This window comes from Pseudomonas algeriensis (assembly GCF_048847255.1).
In the GTDB taxonomy this organism is placed as follows: domain Bacteria; phylum Pseudomonadota; class Gammaproteobacteria; order Pseudomonadales; family Pseudomonadaceae; genus Aquipseudomonas.
Genome location: NZ_JBKKRK010000013.1, coordinates 114186 through 130887 on the forward strand (window position 1 = coordinate 114186; position 16702 = coordinate 130887).

The 16702-nt window shown below is 61.3% G+C and carries 14 protein-coding genes and 1 pseudogene; 4 read left to right on the forward strand and 11 right to left on the reverse strand.

The genetic code is table 11. The features are described from left to right. Positions 1-5 precede the first annotated feature (5 nt). Together ligD and ku are read right to left on the reverse strand one after the other, a co-directional pair. Positions 6-1994 (reverse strand): DNA ligase D, encoded by a 1989-nt coding sequence (gene ligD / locus ACLK1G_RS19150; RefSeq protein WP_420766854.1) that lies wholly within the window; start codon positions 1992-1994, stop codon positions 6-8. Positions 1995-2027: 33 nt separating this feature from the next. Beyond that, a complete protein-coding gene (gene ku / locus ACLK1G_RS19155) occupies positions 2028-2918 on the reverse strand; it encodes a non-homologous end joining protein Ku (RefSeq protein WP_420766855.1) in 891 nt (296 codons plus the stop codon). Positions 2919-3139: 221 nt separating this feature from the next. Here ku and ACLK1G_RS19160 point away from each other — a divergent pair, with 221 nt between their 5' ends. The 4 genes and pseudogenes from ACLK1G_RS19160 to ACLK1G_RS19175 all read left to right on the forward strand — a co-directional run bounded on the left by ACLK1G_RS19160 (position 3140) and on the right by ACLK1G_RS19175 (position 5573). Continuing rightward, positions 3140-3481, forward strand: coding sequence for a hypothetical protein (locus ACLK1G_RS19160; RefSeq protein WP_420766856.1), 342 nt, complete (start codon positions 3140-3142; stop codon positions 3479-3481). A 40-nt stretch (positions 3482-3521) separates the two neighbouring features. Beyond that, complete coding sequence (locus ACLK1G_RS19165) at positions 3522-4670, forward strand: PQQ-dependent sugar dehydrogenase (RefSeq protein ID WP_420766857.1); 1149 nt, start codon at positions 3522-3524, stop codon at positions 4668-4670. A gap of 73 nt (positions 4671-4743) precedes the next feature. Beyond that, positions 4744-4896 (forward strand): annotated as a pseudogene (locus tag ACLK1G_RS19170) (threonine ammonia-lyase, biosynthetic); the annotation flags it as partial. A 398-nt stretch (positions 4897-5294) separates the two neighbouring features. Beyond that, positions 5295-5573, forward strand: a complete 279-nt coding sequence (locus ACLK1G_RS19175; RefSeq protein WP_420766886.1) for a DUF1652 domain-containing protein — start codon at positions 5295-5297, stop codon at positions 5571-5573. A 71-nt stretch (positions 5574-5644) separates the two neighbouring features. Here the strand turns inward: ACLK1G_RS19175 and ACLK1G_RS19180 are convergent, their stop codons facing one another. The 9 genes from ACLK1G_RS19180 to ACLK1G_RS19220 form a co-directional block, all read right to left on the reverse strand. Beyond that, entirely contained in the window at positions 5645-6583 is a 939-nt protein-coding gene (locus tag ACLK1G_RS19180) for a carbohydrate kinase family protein (RefSeq protein ID WP_420766858.1), read from the reverse strand. 12 nt (positions 6584-6595) lie between these two features. Continuing rightward, positions 6596-8083, reverse strand: coding sequence for a xylulokinase (gene xylB / locus ACLK1G_RS19185; protein ID WP_420766859.1), 1488 nt, complete (start codon positions 8081-8083; stop codon positions 6596-6598). A 93-nt stretch (positions 8084-8176) separates the two neighbouring features. Further along, the gene (locus ACLK1G_RS19190) at positions 8177-9658 is read right to left on the reverse strand and encodes a mannitol dehydrogenase family protein (RefSeq protein WP_420766860.1); all 1482 of its coding nucleotides are present in this window, start codon (positions 9656-9658) and stop codon (positions 8177-8179) included. Positions 9659-9674: 16 nt separating this feature from the next. Continuing rightward, the gene (locus tag ACLK1G_RS19195; RefSeq protein WP_420766861.1) at positions 9675-10778 is read right to left on the reverse strand and encodes an ABC transporter ATP-binding protein; all 1104 of its coding nucleotides are present in this window, start codon (positions 10776-10778) and stop codon (positions 9675-9677) included. A 39-nt stretch (positions 10779-10817) separates the two neighbouring features. Then, complete coding sequence (locus ACLK1G_RS19200) at positions 10818-11648, reverse strand: carbohydrate ABC transporter permease (RefSeq protein ID WP_014338173.1); 831 nt, start codon at positions 11646-11648, stop codon at positions 10818-10820. A 10-nt stretch (positions 11649-11658) separates the two neighbouring features. Continuing rightward, positions 11659-12591 (reverse strand): carbohydrate ABC transporter permease, encoded by a 933-nt coding sequence (locus ACLK1G_RS19205; protein WP_030142680.1) that lies wholly within the window; start codon positions 12589-12591, stop codon positions 11659-11661. Between the two features lie 164 nt (positions 12592-12755). Next, positions 12756-14066 (reverse strand): ABC transporter substrate-binding protein, encoded by a 1311-nt coding sequence (locus ACLK1G_RS19210; RefSeq protein WP_420766862.1) that lies wholly within the window; start codon positions 14064-14066, stop codon positions 12756-12758. Between the two features lie 294 nt (positions 14067-14360). Further along, positions 14361-15266, reverse strand: a complete 906-nt coding sequence (locus ACLK1G_RS19215) for a helix-turn-helix domain-containing protein (protein ID WP_420766863.1) — start codon at positions 15264-15266, stop codon at positions 14361-14363. Between the two features lie 82 nt (positions 15267-15348). Continuing rightward, positions 15349-16638: a glycosyltransferase gene (locus tag ACLK1G_RS19220; RefSeq protein WP_420766864.1), complete on the reverse strand. Its 1290-nt coding sequence runs from the start codon at positions 16636-16638 to the stop codon at positions 15349-15351. Positions 16639-16702 lie beyond the last annotated feature (64 nt).

Here is a 16702-nt window from a genome sequence, read left to right on the forward strand (position 1 = left end):
AAGGTTCAGGAACCGGGCTTTTCAGCCTCCAGCTGTGTCCACATCCTGGTGGTGATCCGCTGGCGATGGCTATAACCTTCCCACGGATCGGCGCCCAGGCCCTTGGCCCGTTCCAGCGCCGTCTGGATGTCCCATTGCTGGGCGTTGCGCAGGCCGTCCAGTTCGTCCCGTGCTATCGGGACCGAAACCGGCAGGCCTGGTCTTGCGCGCACCGAGTAGGCGGCCACGGTGCTGGCGCCACGGGCGTTGCGCAGATAGTCGACAAACACCTTGCCCACTCGGTTCTTCGGCCCCATGGTCGCGGTGATTCGTTGCGGCATCTGCCGGGTCAGGAATTGTGAGATGGCCTTGGCGAAGGCTTTGGTGACATCCCACCCCTCGCTGCGCGCCATCGGCACGATGACGTGCATGCCTTTGCCACCGCTGGTCTTGAGAAATCCTTGCAAGCCCAGTTCGTCAAGCACCGACAAGGTCATGCGTGTCGCTTCCAGCATGGCGCTCCAGGGCAGCGACGGGTCGGGGTCCAGGTCCAGGACGAACAGGTCGGGCGTCTCGATCCGATCATGGGTCGCCGTCCAGGTGTGCAACTCCACCGCGCCCATCTGCGCGGCGCCGACCAGCGCATGGACGCTGTCGATCTCCATCAGCGCCGCATGGCCTGGGTCCAGGTCCGGGTCCAGCTGTTTGATATGAGGGATCTCCAGGCGGTCGGCATGTTTCTGGAAGAACAGTTCTTCGCCGATCCCCTCCGGTGCCCGCACAAGCGCGACCGGGCGCAACTTGAGGTGGGGCAGGATCCACGGGGCGATGTCCAGGTAGTATTGCGCCAGCTCTGCTTTTTGCACGCCGCTGACGCTGTCGACGACGCGGTCGGGGTGGGTGATCACCACGCCGTCGACCTTGGCGGCGTTGGCCTTGGTCCGACGCTTGGGCTTGGGGGCCGCCGCTTTTATCGGCATGGGTTGTTCGCGCACAACGCGACTGGCTTGCCCGTCGCCCGGTAGCTCAAGGAATACCGCCTGGCGGACCAGGCCGTCGCCGGTCCATTCAGCGAATTCGACTTCGCAGACTTGCGTCGGCTCGACCCAATGCACGCCGCGTGCCTGTGCGCCGCTGAGCGGTTTGTCCAGCGGTGAGGTTTCGCGCTCCTGGGCGCAGAGTTGTTCATGCAGTTGCTTGAGTTGGGACTGGCTGAAGCCCGTGCCGACCCGACCGGCGTACACCAGCCCCGACGGCCCGTTGACCGCCAGCAACAGTGCGCCAAAACCGCTGCGTTTGCCTTGCGGGCGCGTGAACCCCACGATAACGAAGCACTGGCGCAGCCGACATTTGAGCTTGACCCAATCGGGATTGCGGCCGGAGACATAGGGGCTGCCCAGGCGCTTGCCGACCACACTGTCCAAGGAAAGGGCGGTGGCACTTTCGAAGATGTCGTGTTGGCTGGCGGAGAATGCCTCGGAAAACCGCAGGCGCTTGCTGGTGTTGTTCTTCAGGGCGTTCTTGAGTGCGGCGCGGCGTTCTTCCAAAGGTTGTTGGCGCATGTCGATGCCATTGAGAAACGGCGCGTCGAAAAGAAAGTAGACCATGTCGACGCTACGACCGATCTCGAAGGCCTGGCGCAGGGCAGGGAAGTCGGAATGGCCGGTGTCGTCGAGTAGCACCAGTTCCCCATCGAGCCAACAGTCACCCAGGTCCAACTTCGCCAGGGCGTCGGCGTGCAGCCTGAGCCGTTCGGTCCAGTCCGTGTGGCTGCGATTCAACAGGCGTACTTCGCCGTTCTCGATTCGCGCCAGGAGTCGATACCCGTGGAACTGGACTTCATAACGCCATTCACCCGCCGGTGGGTGCTCCACCGGCGTGGCCAACGGTGGTGACAGACGTTCCGGGAGCCGGCCGTTGTCCACCTGTTCGCCCCGTCGGGCACGGGTACGAGTCGTTATTGGGTCCGCTTCCACATCGGACAGACGGGCAGATTCACTCTCGGCCTTGGCCATGACAGATTCCCTTGTATTGCAGGCGCCCGGGGTTTAGCCCTGGGAGGCCTTGGTGGCTTTTTTAGCTGGAGCGGATTTACGCGTCTTGGTCGATTTTGCCGCAGTCTTTTCGGCTGGTTTTTCCGGGGCCTTGCCCTTGCCGCCAAGGCTGCGCTTGAGCAGTTCGGTAAGGTCGATGACGTCGGCGGTCTTGCGCTGTTCTTCGCCAGGGTCGGTTTCCACCGCTTCGAGCCGGCCTTCGGTGGCCTTTTTCTCCACCAGCTCCATGATTTTTTCCTGGAAACTGTCGCGGTACTCCTGGGGCTCCCAGTCACCACTCATGTCTTGCACCAGGCGTTTGGCCATCTCCAGTTCGCCTTTCGCCAACGTGGGGTTGGTCACTTCGTCGCCCAATTCCAGTACATCGAGTTCGCGGACTTCGGCAGGCCAGCGCAGCATCACCAGCACCAGGGCCGATTCCAGCGGCATGAGCGCCGCCAGGTGCTGGCGGGTATGCAGCACCACATTCGCCAGGGCGACTTTGTTGGTCTTGAGCAGGGTCTCGCGCAGCAGCGCATAGACCTTGCCGCCGCGCTTGTCCGGCGCCAGAAAATAAGGCTTGTCGATGTTCTGTAGCGGGATCTTCTCGCTGTCGACAAAAGAGAAAATGTCGATGGTCTGGGTGGACTTGGGGTGGGCTGCGCGAATTTCCTCCTCGCTGATCAGCACGTATTGACCCTTCTGGTACTGCACGCCTTTGACGATGTCATCCTTGGTCACTTCCTTGCCGGTGACCTTGTTGACACGCTTGTACCCCACCGGATCCATGCTGCGTTTGTCCAGCCAGTCGAAATCCACGCCTTGGGACGCTGTGGCCGACACCAGCGCCACGGGAATGTGGACCAGTCCGAAACTGATTGCGCCTTTCCAGATTGCCCGTGCCATGGTGCATTTTTCCTTACCGGTGAGTGGTCTCTCTGGTGACCCCACTGGCTTGGGAAAAGTTTCCGCCGGGCGCCGGCTGGCTGCGGTTGACGTCCATGGGAGGCCGCAGGCGGAGATGCCTCGTTACATCTTCAGTGGGATATTTCGCTTAACAACAACGAACCTGCGGCGTAGCGTGCTTTCGATATGCCGGTATCGTCTCGTGTTGCAGGGAGGTTTCCATGAACAGGCGGGTGCTCGCCTTGATAGCGCTTTTCATGAGCGCCACGGCCCAGGCCGTTACCCCGGTCACCGGGCCCGTGTTGCTAGCGCAGAACGTGCCAGGCAACAACAATCCGTACAACAGCCCGATCCGCCGGGCCAACCCCAACAGCATGCAGGGCACCCAGCCCAACGTGCCAACCATTCGCAGCAACCCGACGGTGCCGGTGCCGCGGCCCCCGACCCTGGAAAATGGCGGTATCGGCAACGGCTATCCTCGGGCTGGCTCGCCAGCCGGTTCGCCACGGCCGACGATCGAATCTCCGACACCCCCCAGGAACACGAACAACGGCAATCGCTGAGGCGCCATCCTGATCCACGTCACCACAGAAGGAAGTGTGCATGTTGCGTAAAACATTCCGGGCCACCCTGTTTGCCAGCGCCATGGTGGTCCTCGCCACGCCGGTCTTCGCCGCGCAAGTCCAGGCATTCAAGAGCGAGGAAGGCACCCTCGAAGTCACGACGGTAGCCAGGGGGCTCAAGCACCCTTGGTCCGTGGCGTTCCTGCCTGACCAGCAAGGCATGCTGGTGACGGAGCGCGCCGGCAACCTGCGGTGGGTTAGCACCGATGGAAGATTGTCTGCACCGCTGAACGGTGTTCCGCAGGTCTGGGCCAAGGGGCAGGGCGGTTTGCTGGATGTGGTGCTGTCTCCGGACTTCAAGCAGGACCGCACGATCTATCTGTCCTACGCCGAGGCTGGGGAGGACGGCAAGGCCGGCACCGCCGTGGGCCGGGGGCAATTGTCCAAGGACTTGAAAAGCCTTGACGGCTTCGACGTGATTTTCCGACAGCAGCCCAAGCTCTCCACTGGCAACCACTTCGGTTCCCGCCTGGTGTTCGACCGGGATGGCTATCTCTTCATTACGCTTGGGGAGAACAACGACCGTGCCACCGCCCAGGACCTGGACAAGCTGCAGGGCAAGATCGTGCGGGTCTACCCCGACGGCAAAGTGCCTGACGACAACCCCTTCGTCGGCCAGAAAAACGTACGCCCGGAGATCTGGTCATACGGCATTCGTAACCCCCAAGGCGCTGCGCTGAACCCCTGGAACGGCACGTTGTGGGAAAACGAGCACGGCCCCAAGGGTGGTGACGAGATGAACATCATCGAGCGAGGCAAGAACTATGGCTGGCCGTTGGCGACCCATGGCGACAACTATTCCGGCGCGCCGATTCCCGAGGCCCAGGGCAAGACTGTCGAAGGCACTGTAGGGCCGCACCACGTCTGGCAGGTATCGCCGGGGCTCAGCGGCATGGCGTTCTATGACAACGATCGTTTCAAGCCTTGGCAGCGCAACGCGTTTATCGGCGCGCTGGTGTCCAAGGACCTGATTCGCCTGGAGTTCGAAGGTGACAAGGTCGTTCATGAAGAGCGCTTGCTGGGTGAGCTCAAGGAGCGCATCCGCGATGTTCGCCAGGGCCCGGATGGTTTCCTCTACGTATTGACGGACGAAGATGACGGCGCGTTGTACAAGGTCGGACTGAAGTAATCGCGAGGCGATGAAACTAAAGTTGCGGGTGTGCGCAGCCGAGGCGCCGAGGCGTTGTTGCACGGTGAAAGTTACACGTTCGATCACCGAGCCCTCCGGTGCACTGGCGGTAGCGGGAATCAAGCAACACGTGGCGCAAAGCGGAGCGCAAGGGCATACGTTCGTTGCTATCGATTCTGGCGGCAACATCAACTTCGACAGCTTGCGCCACGTGGCGGAACGTGCTGCCGTGGAAATCGCTTGATGTTGAACCGTCAGGCGAACTTTTTTTGAATCAGCCGACGGACGCCCGGCCATGAAGTCGAAACAGTGGCTACTCTGAGCGTGGCAAGTCGAACTGACTGATTGCAGTTTGCATGGAAGAAAGGCCCTCGCCATGCATTTTGCACGGTCCTTCCAGGGGCGTTACTGGCTAAGTCATTGATTTGTAACAGTCTGGAAGTATTCAGACATGGGCATATTAATTGCGGGTAAATACAGGAGCCCGATCTACGGGCCCCAACACCAGAAAACGCCAAAATGAACGAACGGCACGGCATTCACAGTCCAGTCCGCAGGGAAGAAACGGACGAAAATACCGCCGTCGTGAACATGAATTGGCTGGCTCAACAGGAGAGAGTTGCCATGTTTTTATCTGCCCTCGAAATGCGAAACATCATCGAAAGCAGCCTGCTGCCCAAGCGGTCGCAATGCACCTTGTCACCGGACTTGTCCATGACCGTCAAGATCTACGACGATCATGAAACCGATCGCGTAGCACTGGTCAAGAGCGACATCGATGCCACCAAGCTCACGGGCTGCCGGGCGATCAATGATCTGATTGCCGAGCTGCGTACTGAACTGGATCACGGTCACGGTTCAGGCAATTATTTTCATCAGCAGCACCGAATGAACGGGCGCTAACCCCAGCCCAACCTAAGTAAGCCTGACGCCCGGGTCCGATGTGTTCGAACCCGGCGTCGAGTCATTCCTTTCTAATCGAGCTGCTGGCGGTACGGCAAATCCGGCCCGGTTTTGGCGCAGGTCAACGCAGCAGCGCGCATTGCGAAGTCGAGCATCTTGCCGATTTGCCCAGCGTCCAGCGAATGCAAACCCTCCACATCATCCAATCGCTGTTCGGTCAGCCAAGCGATCAACGCCGCCTGGAACGTGTCGCCTGCGCCCACGGTATCGGCAATTTGCACCGGGCAAGCGGGGAGCGACCACACCCCATGCTGACGGCTGAACACCGTCGCGCCCTGGCCCCCACGGGTCAGGAACGCCAGTTGGCAGCGGTGTTCCAGCCAACCTGCGATGACATCCTGTGGATCGCGGTCGGGATAAAGAAGGCTCAAGTCCTCGTCACTGACTTTGATCAGGTCGGCGTACGGTACCAGTGTCGCTATTCGCGAACGCCAGAGCTCGATATCCGGTTGCGGGTTGAGCCGCACGTTCGGGTCCAGGCTGATCAGGCGTTTGCCGCTCTCGCGTTGCACGAGCGCAAGCAATGTATCGCCAACGGGTTGCACCACGAGGGAAAACGAGCCGACGTGCAAACCGCGCACCTCCGGGCCCAGGGTCGGCAGATGGTCGAGGCTCAGTTGGCGGTCCGCGCAGCCTTCGCCACGGAAGCTGTAATGCGGCGAGCCGTTGGCCCCGACAGCTACCATCGCCAAGGTCGTTGGCACATCGAAGTCATGGGCGAACCGAGTGCTGACGCCTTCGTCGACCAGCACTTGGTGCAGACGACGACCCAGATAGTCGGCGGAAAGCCCGGTAAACAGCGCTGATTCGACCCCCAACCGCCGCAGCCCCACCGCCACGTTGAAGGGCGAGCCGCCGGCAATCGCTTTGTAATTCACTTGGGAAGCCGGGGTTCGTGCTTCATTTGCGCTGAAGAAATCAAACAGCGCTTCACCACACACCAAATACATAATTGCCTGCTCTCAAAGGGTTGCGACGTGTTGCCGGTAACGTTCGTAGGCGTGTTGCGACGCTGCGACATGCTCGGTGACGGGGCGGGTTTCGCTGGCCGGGTCGAGCGTGACGCAGCGTTCGCACAGATCGGCCAGGGGTTCTTGTGCGCCGCCATGGCACCATGCAGCCTGGATTGCCCCGCCCAGGGCCGCCGCCTCGCTCTGCTCGGTGCAGATGACGGTGGTGTCCATGATATCCGCGACGATCTGCCGCCAGACCGAGCTCTTCGAGCCGCCGCCGATCAGGCGGATGCTCTGGGCCTTAAGGCCATTGGCACGCAACAGGTCCAGGCCGTAGCGCAGGCCGAATGTCGTGCCTTCGACCACCGCGCGGCACAGGTTGGCCCGGCTCAGGTTGGTGGTCGTCAGGCCCAGCAGGGCGCCAGTGGCGTGGGGCAGGGCGGGGACACGTTCACCGTTGAGGAATGGCAGCATGCAGACGCCCTCGGCACCGATCGGTGCCTGGGATACCAGGGTGTTGAAGGTGTCGATGTCCAGGTCCAGCAGCTCGCGCACGGCCCCGGTGGCGTTGGTCAGGTTCATGGTGCAGATCAGCGGCAGCCAGCCGCCGCTGGAGGAACAAAAGGTCGCTACCGATGGCTGCGGACTGACGGTAGGCTCCGCTGCATAGGCGTACACGGTGCCGGAGGACCCGAGGCTCATGGTAATCACGCCGGGCTGGATGTTGCCGGTGCCGATGGCGCCCATCATGTTGTCTCCGCCACCGCTGGACACCACCGCCTCGGGGTTCAGCCCCAGATGTGCGGCGATCTCCGGTAGGATCCTGCCGACAGGGTGGTGAGCCTCGATCAGTTCGGGCAAAGCCGATTGCAGCCGGCCGCTGGGGTCGATATGCCGCAACAGCGCCACGTCCCATTGACGGGTGCGTACGTTGAAATAACCCGTACCCGAGGCATCGCCATATTCGCTGCAATGGCGACCGGTGAGCCAGTGGTTGAGGAAGTCGTGGGGCAGCAGGACGCTGGCGATGCGCTCGAAGACCTGGGGGTGCTGCTCTTGGGTCCAGAGCAATTTGGATACCGTATAGCCCGGCGCGATCACCACGCCGAGGCGTTCGAGGCTGCCGCTTTCACCGCCCAGGTGCGCCAGCAGCCGATCGTTTTCCGGGGTGGTCTCGGTGTCGCACCAAAGCTTGGCCGGGCGCAGGACCTGGCCTTGGTCATCCAGCAGCACCAAGCCATGCTGCTGCCCGGACACGCCGATGCCGAGAATCGCCTGGCCATCGACCCCGGCGGCGGCCAATGCCTGGTGCGTCGCCTGGGTGAATGCGTCGAGCCACTGCTGGGGCTCTTGTTCACGGCGGCCGTTGGCGCCGCTGATCATGCTGTGGGCCGCGGCGCCCAGGCCGAGTACCTGGCCGCTGGCCGCGTCGAGGATCAGCGCCTTGGTGCCTTGGGTGCCGCAGTCGATGCCCAGGAACAGTTGTTGGTTTGCCATGGAAATCCTCGGATCAGCATCAGATTATCGTCAGGGACATACAAAACCTATGGCGAGGGAGCAAGCTCCCTCGCCACGAAAGGCGGGCCGTACCTAGTCTTGATCCGCCAGCACTCGCTCAAGCGTCCGCGTTACCCCATGCTCGCGCAAGCTGTTGCAACACCATTCGAAGGCTGCCACGAATTCAGGTGAGCGAGGTATAGCCGTGCCGAAGATTTCTTCTACTTCCAACATTCGCTGGGTCACCAGGGCATCGTCAGCCACCAGCGCCTGGCAGAAAGCCGCGCGAGGGTCGGGAATTGAATAGACCGCGCCATTTTCGTCCACACCCTTTAGATACACCGCCCAGGCCGCCACCACCAACGCCGCGCGGCGGGTCTCGCCGCCGTCGGCAATCAGGCGATTGAGGGTAGGCACGGTGAACTTCGGAAATTTCGACGAGCCATCCGAACACACCCGTTCCAGTTGGTCGGCGATGGCCTGGTTGGAGAAGCGCTCCACCAGGGTGTCCTTGTACAGTGTCAGATCGATGCCGGGTACGGGCGCCAGTTGGGGCGTGACGTCCAAGTCCATGTAGGCGCGGATGTAGCGCACGAACAACGGGTCGTTCATGGTTTCGTGGACGAAGCGATAACCCTTGAGGAAACCCAGGTAGGTCAGGGCGAGATGGCTGCCGTTGAGCAGCTTGATCTTCATTTCTTCGTAAGGCGAAACGTCGTCGGTAAATTGCACGCCGACATTCTCCCAGGCCGGGCGACCGTTGACGAACTTGTCTTCCAATACCCACTGCACGAACGGCTCGCATACCACCGGCCAAGCGTCATCGATGCCATGCTCGTCATGCAGCTGCAAGCGGTGGGCGCCACTGGTCATCGGGGTGATGCGGTCGACCATGGCGTTGGGGAAACTCACGTTGCGGTCAATCCATTGCCCCAGCGCCGGATCACGCAGCGCGGCGAAGGCCAGCAGCGCCTTGCGCGTCACCGCGCCGTTGTGGGGCAGGTTGTCGCAAGACATCAAGGTAAACGCCGGCGTCCCCTCGGCGCGGCGCTTGGCCAGGGCTGCGCACAGAAATCCAAACACGGTCTTCGGCGCGTCGGGGTGGGCCAGGTCGTGCTGGATCTGCGGCAGGTGGGCCATGAACTCGCCGTTGCTGTCGTCGATGCAGTAGCCACCTTCGGTGATGGTCAGCGAGACGATGCGGATCTGCGGGTCGGCCAGCTTGTCGATCAATTCCTGGGCGCTGTCTTCGGCCAGCAGCATGTCGGTGATGGCACCGATCACCCGGACTTCGGTGTCGTCGGTGTCGCCCAGTTCATAGAGGGTGAACAGGAAATCCTGGCCGGCCAGGTCATCCCGGGCGCGGCGATCTTCGGGGCGCAGGCCTACGCCGCAAATGGCCCAGTCGAGGCCTTCGCCGGTGTTCATCAATGCATCGGTGTAATACGCCTGGTGCGCACGGTGGAAGCCACCGACACCGATGTGGGCGATGCCTTGGCGCCGGTCGTCCAGGTTATAAGCGGGCAGGACGACCTCTGCGTTGAGGTTGTGCAGGTTCTGTCGGTTGAGTTTCATCGCAAAATCTCGGCAATCAGGCGGCAGCGCGCAGCGCGCGGGAAACCGCTACGCCCTCGGCATCGAATAAGTGGCAGTGTTCGGCGTCCAGGTGCAGCTCCAGTTGCTCGCCGAATCGGCTCGCCAGGTCACCGCGCACGCGCATGGTCAGGGCTTCGCCGGAAGCGGTGATGACGTGGCAGAAGGTGTCGCTGCCCAGGCGCTCGCTGACATCGGCGGTCACCCGCAGCGTGCAATCGCCCGGCTGGGCCAGGTTAAGGTGCTCCGGGCGAATCCCCAGGGTTACCGCGCCGCCGATGCTCAAGTTCGAGCCAATTCGCGGCAGGCTGATGCGAGTGCCGGCGTCCAGCAGCACTTCACAACCCTGGTCGTCCAGGCCGGTGACCTTGCCCTTGAGGAAGCCCATCTTCGGCGTTCCGAGGAAGCCGGCGACGAACAGGTTCGCCGGCTGGTGGTACAGCTCCAGAGGCGAGCCCACCTGCTCGACGCGCCCGCTGTTGAGCACGACGACCTTGTTGGCCAGAGTCATGGCTTCGACCTGGTCGTGGGTCACGTAGATCATCGTCGCTTGCAGTTCCTTGTGCAGACGCGCCAATTCCAAACGCATCTGCACCCGCAGGGCGGCGTCGAGGTTGGACAGCGGTTCGTCGAACAGGAAAATCTTTGGATTGCGCACGATGGCCCGGCCGATCGCCACGCGCTGGCGCTGTCCACCGGACAGTTGCTTGGGCTTGCGCTCCAACATCGGCCCCAGTTCAAGGATGCGCGCCGCTTCGTTGACTTTCTTCTCGACGTCGGCCTTGGGCACGCCGGCCAAGTCCAGGGCGAAGGACATGTTCTTGCGCACGCTCATGTGCGGGTAAAGGGCGTAGGTCTGGAACACCATCGCCAGGTCGCGCTTGGCCGGGCTGACTTCAGTGATGTCGCGGCCGTCCAGTTCGATGGTGCCGTCGCTGACTTCTTCAAGGCCGGCGATCAACCGCAGCAGCGTGGACTTGCCACAGCCCGACGGGCCGACGAACACCACGAACTCGCGGTCGTTCACTTCAAGGTCGATGCCCTTGATGATGGAGAAACCTTCGAAGCCTTTTTGCAGATTCTTGATTTTCAGGTTGGCCATGATGATGGGCCTCCACTTCTGATAACTGTGTAAGGCGCGTTATTTCACCGCGCCGAAGGACAAGCCGCGCACCAGTTGTTTCTGGCTGATCCAGCCGAAGATCAGGATCGGCGCGCAGGCCAGGGTCGAGACGGCGGACAATTTGGCCCAGAACAGGCCTTCCGGGCTGGAGTAAGAGGCGATCAAGGCAGTCAGCGGCGCCGCTTTGGACGAGGTGAGGTTCAGCGACCAGAACGCCTCGTTCCAGCACAGGATCAGCGACAGCAGCACGGTAGACGCCAGCCCGCCCTTGGCGATGGGCAGCAGCACACGAACCATTTCCTGCCACAAGGTGGCGCCGTCCAGCCGCGCGGCTTCGAGGATGTCGCGAGGGATGTCCTTGAAATAGGTGTAAATCATCCAGACCACGATCGGCAGGTTGATCAGCGTGTAGATGATGATCAGCGCAAGGCGCGTGTCCAGCAGGCCAAATTGCTTGGCCAGCAGGTAGATCGGCATCAGTACGCCCACCGGCGGCAGCATCTTGGTGGAAAGCATCCACAGCAGCGTGCCTTTGGTGCGCTGGGTTTCGTAGAACGCCATGGAGTAGGCCGCCGGCACCGCGATCAGCAGGCAAAGAGCAGTGGCGCTGAAGGAGATCACCACCGAGTTCCAGGCGAAGCTGAAGTAGTTGCTGCGCTCGTTGATGTGCAGGTAGTTCTCCAGCGTCGGCGCGAAGATGAACTGCGGCGGCGTGGCGAAGGCGTCGATTTCGGTCTTGAAGCTGGTGAGCACCATCCAGAAAATCGGAAAAAAGATCAGGATCGCGATGGCCCAGGCCAGCGTGCCCAACAGCAGGCTTTGCAGTCGACGGGATTGTTGAAGAGTCATGGCGACGGCCTCAGTGCTTGTCGGTGAGGTTTTTGCCGATCATCCGGACCAGGATGATGGCGGCGATATTGGCGATGACCACGGCAATCAGCCCACCGGCCGACGCCATGCCGACGTCGAACTGCACCAGTGCCTGGTTGTAGATCAGGTACGCAAGGTTGGTCGAGGCATAACCAGGGCCACCGTTGGTGGTGGTGAAGATCTCGGCGAACACCGACAGCAGGAAAATGGTTTCGATCATCACCACCACGGCAATCGGGCGGGCCAGGTGTGGCAGGGTCAAGTGCCAGAAAATCGCGATGGGGCCGGCGCCGTCCAGGCGGGCAGCTTCTTTCTGTTCCTGGTCCAGGGACTGCATGGCGGTCATCAGGATCAGGATCGCGAAGGGCAGCCATTGCCAGCTGACGATGATGATGATCGACAGCAGCGGGTAGTGCGCCAGCCAATCCACCGGTTGGGCGCCGAAGAGCTTCCACACCGAAGCGAGGATCCCGGAGACTGGATGGAAAATCAGATTTTTCCAAATCAGCGCACCGACCGTGGGCATGATGAAGAACGGCGAGATCAGCAGCACGCGGACGATGCCGCGCCCAAAAAACTCGCTGGCCTCCAGCAACGCGCTGATCAACACCCCGAGGACGATACTGATCAACAGCACGCTGCCCACCAGCAACAGGGTATTGGTGGCGCCGGGCATGAAGCCCGAGTCGGTCAGGAAATAGGTGAAGTTTTCCAGCCCGACGAATTCGTTTTCGCCGGGGTACAGCAGGTTGTAGCGGATCATCGAGAAGTAGACGGTCATGCCCAGGGGCACAATCATCCACAGCAGCAACAAGGCGACCGAAGGGCTGACCAGGAACCAGCCGGGGTTGGCCAGGCGGATCTTGCGGGCCGGCGGGGCTATTTCGATGGGGGCTTTGACTGTCGTTGTTGAAGTATTCATGAGTGCTTACTCTTATGCGACGCGTTTCCCTGTGGCGAGGGAGCTTGCTCCCGCTGGACCGCGTAGCGGGCCCATACCGATAGGCAATCTTTCAGATCGCCAGGGCGGGCTTCGCCCGCCAGCGGGAGCAAGCTCCCTCGCCACAAATGGATACCTACAGGCCTTTACTTGGGATACCCGGCGCGCTTCATCTCGCGTTCGGTGGTGGATTGCGCGGCGGTCAACGCCTGGTCCACGGTTTGCTGGCCGGTCAGTGCGCCCGAGAAGAACTTGCCTACCTGGGTGCCGATGGCCTGGAACTCGGGAATGGTGACCAACTGGATGCCGATGTAGGGCACAGGCTTGAGGGTGGGGGCTTTCGGGTCGGCGACTTTCAACGATTCCAGCGTTACTTTGGCAAACGGCGCGGCCTTCATGTACTCGTCGCTGTAAGTGGAGGCGCGGGTGCCCGGTGGTACGTTGGCAATGCCATCAGTCTTGGCGACCAACTGGCCGTACTCCTTGGACGTTGCCCAAGTCGTAAACACTTTGGCGGCTTCCTTGGCTTTGGAACTGGCCGGGATCGCCAGCGACCAGGAGTACATCCACGAGGTGCCTTTTTCGGTTTTCTCGTGGGGCGCGAAGGTGAAGCCTACGTGATCGGCCACCTTGCTCTGGGTCTTGTCGGTCACGAACGAGCCCGCGACGCTGGCATCGACCCAGACCGCGCACTTGCCGCTGTTGAACAGGGCCAGGTTTTCGTTGAAACCGTTGCTGGAAGCGCCCGGCGGGCCGGATTTCTTCATGTTGTCGACGTAGAAGTTCAGGGCATCCTTCCACTCGGGTCCATTGAATTGCGGCTGCCACTTCTCATCGAACCAGCGCGCGCCAAAGCCGTTGGCCAGGGTCGTGATCAGCGCCATGTTCTCGCCCCAACCGGCCTTGCCCCGCAGGCACAGGCCATATTGTTCCTTGGATTTGTCGGTGAGTTTTTGCGCGAACTCTCCGATCTGGGTCCAGGTCGGGTGCTCGGGCATGGTCAGCCCGGCGTCCTTGAACAGGTCCGTGCGGTAGTAAGTGATCGAGCTTTCGGCATAGAACGGCAGGGCGTATAGCGAACCCTTTACCGACAAGCCATCGCGCACGGACGGGAAAATGTCGTCCAGGTCATAGGCGGCCGGCAGGTCTTTCATCGGTTCCAACCAGCCTTTGGCGCCCCAGAGTGCGGCTTCGTACATGCCAATGGTCAGCACGTCGAACTGACCGCCCTGGGTGGCGATGTCGGTGGTCAGGCGCTGGCGCAGGACGTTTTCTTCAAGCACCACCCAGTTCAGCTTGATGTCCGGGTGCTCGGCCTCGAAGGTCTTCGATAGCTTTTGCATGCGGATCATGTCGCTGTTGTTGACGGTGGCAATGGTCAGGGTTTGCGCGCCGAAACTGACGCTGCTGAGGGTCATGCAGGTGGAGACAAGCAGAGCTTTTACCGAAGGTTTCATCGCGCACTCCTTTTCCGCGCCCACGGGCTGCAGAAGGACAGTTATTGTTTTTGTGTCTTCCGGATGAGAGGAAGAATGTGCGCTGATTACAGCCCTCAATGGACGGCATGACAAATCATCCGTCGCACTTTTACTGATACTTTTTTGCACTGAGTGAAATTCGCGAAAAACCTGTGGCGAGGGAGCTTGCTCCCGCTGGGCTGCGCAGCAGCCCCATTTTGGGGCCGCTTCGCGCTGGAGCGCCAGCCCGGCCCAGCGGGAGCAAGCTCCCTCGCCACGGGCGGCGGTGAAAATTCAGCCCTGGTTCTGCTCGGTCAACCGCTGCACCGCCAGCCGCCGATAATGGGAAGGCGTCATGCCCTTGAGTTGCTGGAAGCGTCGGTTGAAGTTGGAAATATTGTTGAAGCCCGACTCAAAGCACACATCCGTCACCGGCTTGTCGCCGTCGGCGAGCAGCTCGCAGGATTTGCTGATGCGCAGCCGATTGACGAATTCGATGAAGCAACGCCCAGTGGCTTGCTTGAACACCCGGCTGAAATAGGTGGGTTTCATCCCCAGGTGCTCGGCCACTTCTTCCAGGGGCAATTCCCGGGCGTAGTGGGCAAAAATATAGTCCACCGCGCGGTTGGTGCGGTCGATGCTGTGCTCATCAGCCGCTTGTGGGGCGGTGGCGCCAGAGAGCAATTGATAGTCATCGCAGCTGGCCAACAGCTCCATCAGGATGAAAAAGTAGCCGAGCCGGCTCATGCCCTGCGCATCGGCGATGCGCTGCATCAAGGTCATGGCCTGGCGGACGGTGCGCTTGCAGCGAAACTCGATGCCGTGTTGAGCGCGTTCGAGCAGCGGCGCGAGCGTCTTGAGTTCGGTAAATACCTGGTGCCCACTTTCAAACAGCTCATCGGTGAAATTCACCAGCATGTCGCGCTTGGCCACCACTTCGTCCTCGGCGACCTGGCTGATCCAGTTATGGGGCAGGTTGGGGCCGGTGAGGAACAGCGATTGCGGGGAGAAATTGCCGATGTAATCGCCAATGAAAACCTTGCCCGAGCTGGCGACGATCAGGTGCAGCTCGTATTCCTTGTGGAAATGCCAGCGCACCAGCGGACAGGGAAAACCGTGCTGGCGGTAGATGATGGACAGCCCGTTGTGGTCGTCCATCAACTCATAGGAAGGGTCGGTGACTCTGGCTGTGCGGGTCATGGGTTTGGCGCTTTTGTTGTTATCGCCGCTGGATAATGCCCCCTTCGCCGCCCGGGTTCCAGCCCTCGGAGCGACGATTGAGTCAGCTGTTGCGGTTCTTTTCCTCGATCCATTGGGACATGTACTGGGTGCTCTTGTGCTGGTGGTGACGCAGCATGCTGCCGGTGAAATTGTCCCGACGGCGCCGCGCAAGGTCGACGCGGCAGGCATTGATACTGTCAATCAAGGCAGGGCCGTGGACCTGCCTGCGAAAACGTTCCGCGAGCAAGGCCAACCCGGCCCCCTGGGCATGGGTCCAGCGCGCCTGGTCGGTATACAGCTGTACGGCGGCTTCGGCGATGGCCTCGGCGCTTTGCGCGATCACCCCGGGCCAGGTCATGCCGCCGTGCATGGCTTCGGCACCTATGGGCGTGGTGATACTGGGCGTGCCGCATAGCATGGCTTCGATCAGCTTGCCCTTGATGCCGGCGCCGAAACGCAGCGGCGCCAGGCAGATACGTGCCGCGGACATGACCTGCAAGGCGTCCTCGGCCCAGTTCATGATATGAAACCCATGGGTAGGATTATGCAGTGCCGCTGCCTTGGGCGGGGTGTAGGCCCCGTAGAGATGCAGCTGCGCACCCGGCAATCGTTGGCGAATCAGCGGCCATATGGCGTTTTTCATCCAGAGCACGGCGTCCCAGTTCGGTGCGTGGCGGAAATTGCCGATGCTGAGAAAATGCGCTCGGTCGTCGAAGGGCACGAACGGCTCGGTCGGCAAGTCCAGCATCAACGGGCACCAGAGCAACAGCTCGCGGGGCACCTTGAAGTGTTCCACCAGCAGCTCGATCTCGAACTCAGATACCATCAGGTTCAGGTCGCAACGCAAGAGGGCTGCAATTTCCCGCCTTGCCATGTCAGTGTCCGCCATCAGCTCGAATTCCTCGCGCAAGGCAGGGGCGAACAGGTCGCTGAAGTCCTGGGAGGACTCATCGGACTTCAAGCGGTCTTTCAGGCGCTGATGCCGTGCATGACGCAGGCTTTGCAGATCCGAGGTTTCGAGCACGCGCAGGGCGTCGGGGCAGTGCTTTTCGACCCGCCAGCCAAACTGCTCTTCCATCATGAATTGGTCGAACAGGACGATATCCGGCGCCAGCTCACTGATAAACACATCAAAACTGCTGCTATTGAGCTCGATCGGTACTTCCCGGATGCCCAGGCCAATCAGGTCGGCGCGGTTCTCACCGGGTCTGGCGGGGCTGCTGAAGGTGATGTCCCAGCCTTGTTCGAGAAAGGCTTCGAGCAGTTGCATGACATGCCCGCCGGCCGCCGATGAGCGTGGCTCGGGCCAGACGTAGCCGATAACCAGGACTTTGGTGGTGGGGTGAGGCATGACGGGCAATCCTTGGAGCATTTTCAGGCGCAGTCGGCGCGCGGGGCGCCGATAGTGACCAACA

Excerpts from the sequence above, each read along its gene's own strand:
- ACLK1G_RS19195 (WP_420766861.1), bottom strand. The coding sequence starts at position 10,778 with ATGGCCAACCTGAAAATCAAGAATCTGCAAAAAGGCTTCGAAGGTTTC.
- ku (WP_420766855.1), bottom strand. The coding sequence starts at position 2,918 with ATGGCACGGGCAATCTGGAAAGGCGCAATCAGTTTCGGACTGGTCCAC.
- ACLK1G_RS19215 (WP_420766863.1), bottom strand. The coding sequence starts at position 15,266 with ATGACCCGCACAGCCAGAGTCACCGACCCTTCCTATGAGTTGATGGAC.
- ACLK1G_RS19180 (WP_420766858.1), bottom strand. The coding sequence starts at position 6,583 with ATGTATTTGGTGTGTGGTGAAGCGCTGTTTGATTTCTTCAGCGCAAAT.
- xylB (WP_420766859.1), bottom strand. The coding sequence starts at position 8,083 with ATGGCAAACCAACAACTGTTCCTGGGCATCGACTGCGGCACCCAAGGC.
- ACLK1G_RS19165 (WP_420766857.1), top strand. The coding sequence starts at position 3,522 with ATGTTGCGTAAAACATTCCGGGCCACCCTGTTTGCCAGCGCCATGGTG.
- ACLK1G_RS19210 (WP_420766862.1), bottom strand. The coding sequence starts at position 14,066 with ATGAAACCTTCGGTAAAAGCTCTGCTTGTCTCCACCTGCATGACCCTC.
- ACLK1G_RS19175 (WP_420766886.1), top strand. The coding sequence starts at position 5,295 with ATGTTTTTATCTGCCCTCGAAATGCGAAACATCATCGAAAGCAGCCTG.
- ACLK1G_RS19220 (WP_420766864.1), bottom strand. The coding sequence starts at position 16,638 with ATGCCTCACCCCACCACCAAAGTCCTGGTTATCGGCTACGTCTGGCCC.
- ligD (WP_420766854.1), bottom strand. The coding sequence starts at position 1,994 with ATGGCCAAGGCCGAGAGTGAATCTGCCCGTCTGTCCGATGTGGAAGCG.
- ACLK1G_RS19190 (WP_420766860.1), bottom strand. The coding sequence starts at position 9,658 with ATGAAACTCAACCGACAGAACCTGCACAACCTCAACGCAGAGGTCGTC.
- ACLK1G_RS19160 (WP_420766856.1), top strand. The coding sequence starts at position 3,140 with ATGAACAGGCGGGTGCTCGCCTTGATAGCGCTTTTCATGAGCGCCACG.
- ACLK1G_RS19200 (WP_014338173.1), bottom strand. The coding sequence starts at position 11,648 with ATGACTCTTCAACAATCCCGTCGACTGCAAAGCCTGCTGTTGGGCACG.
- ACLK1G_RS19205 (WP_030142680.1), bottom strand. The coding sequence starts at position 12,591 with ATGAATACTTCAACAACGACAGTCAAAGCCCCCATCGAAATAGCCCCG.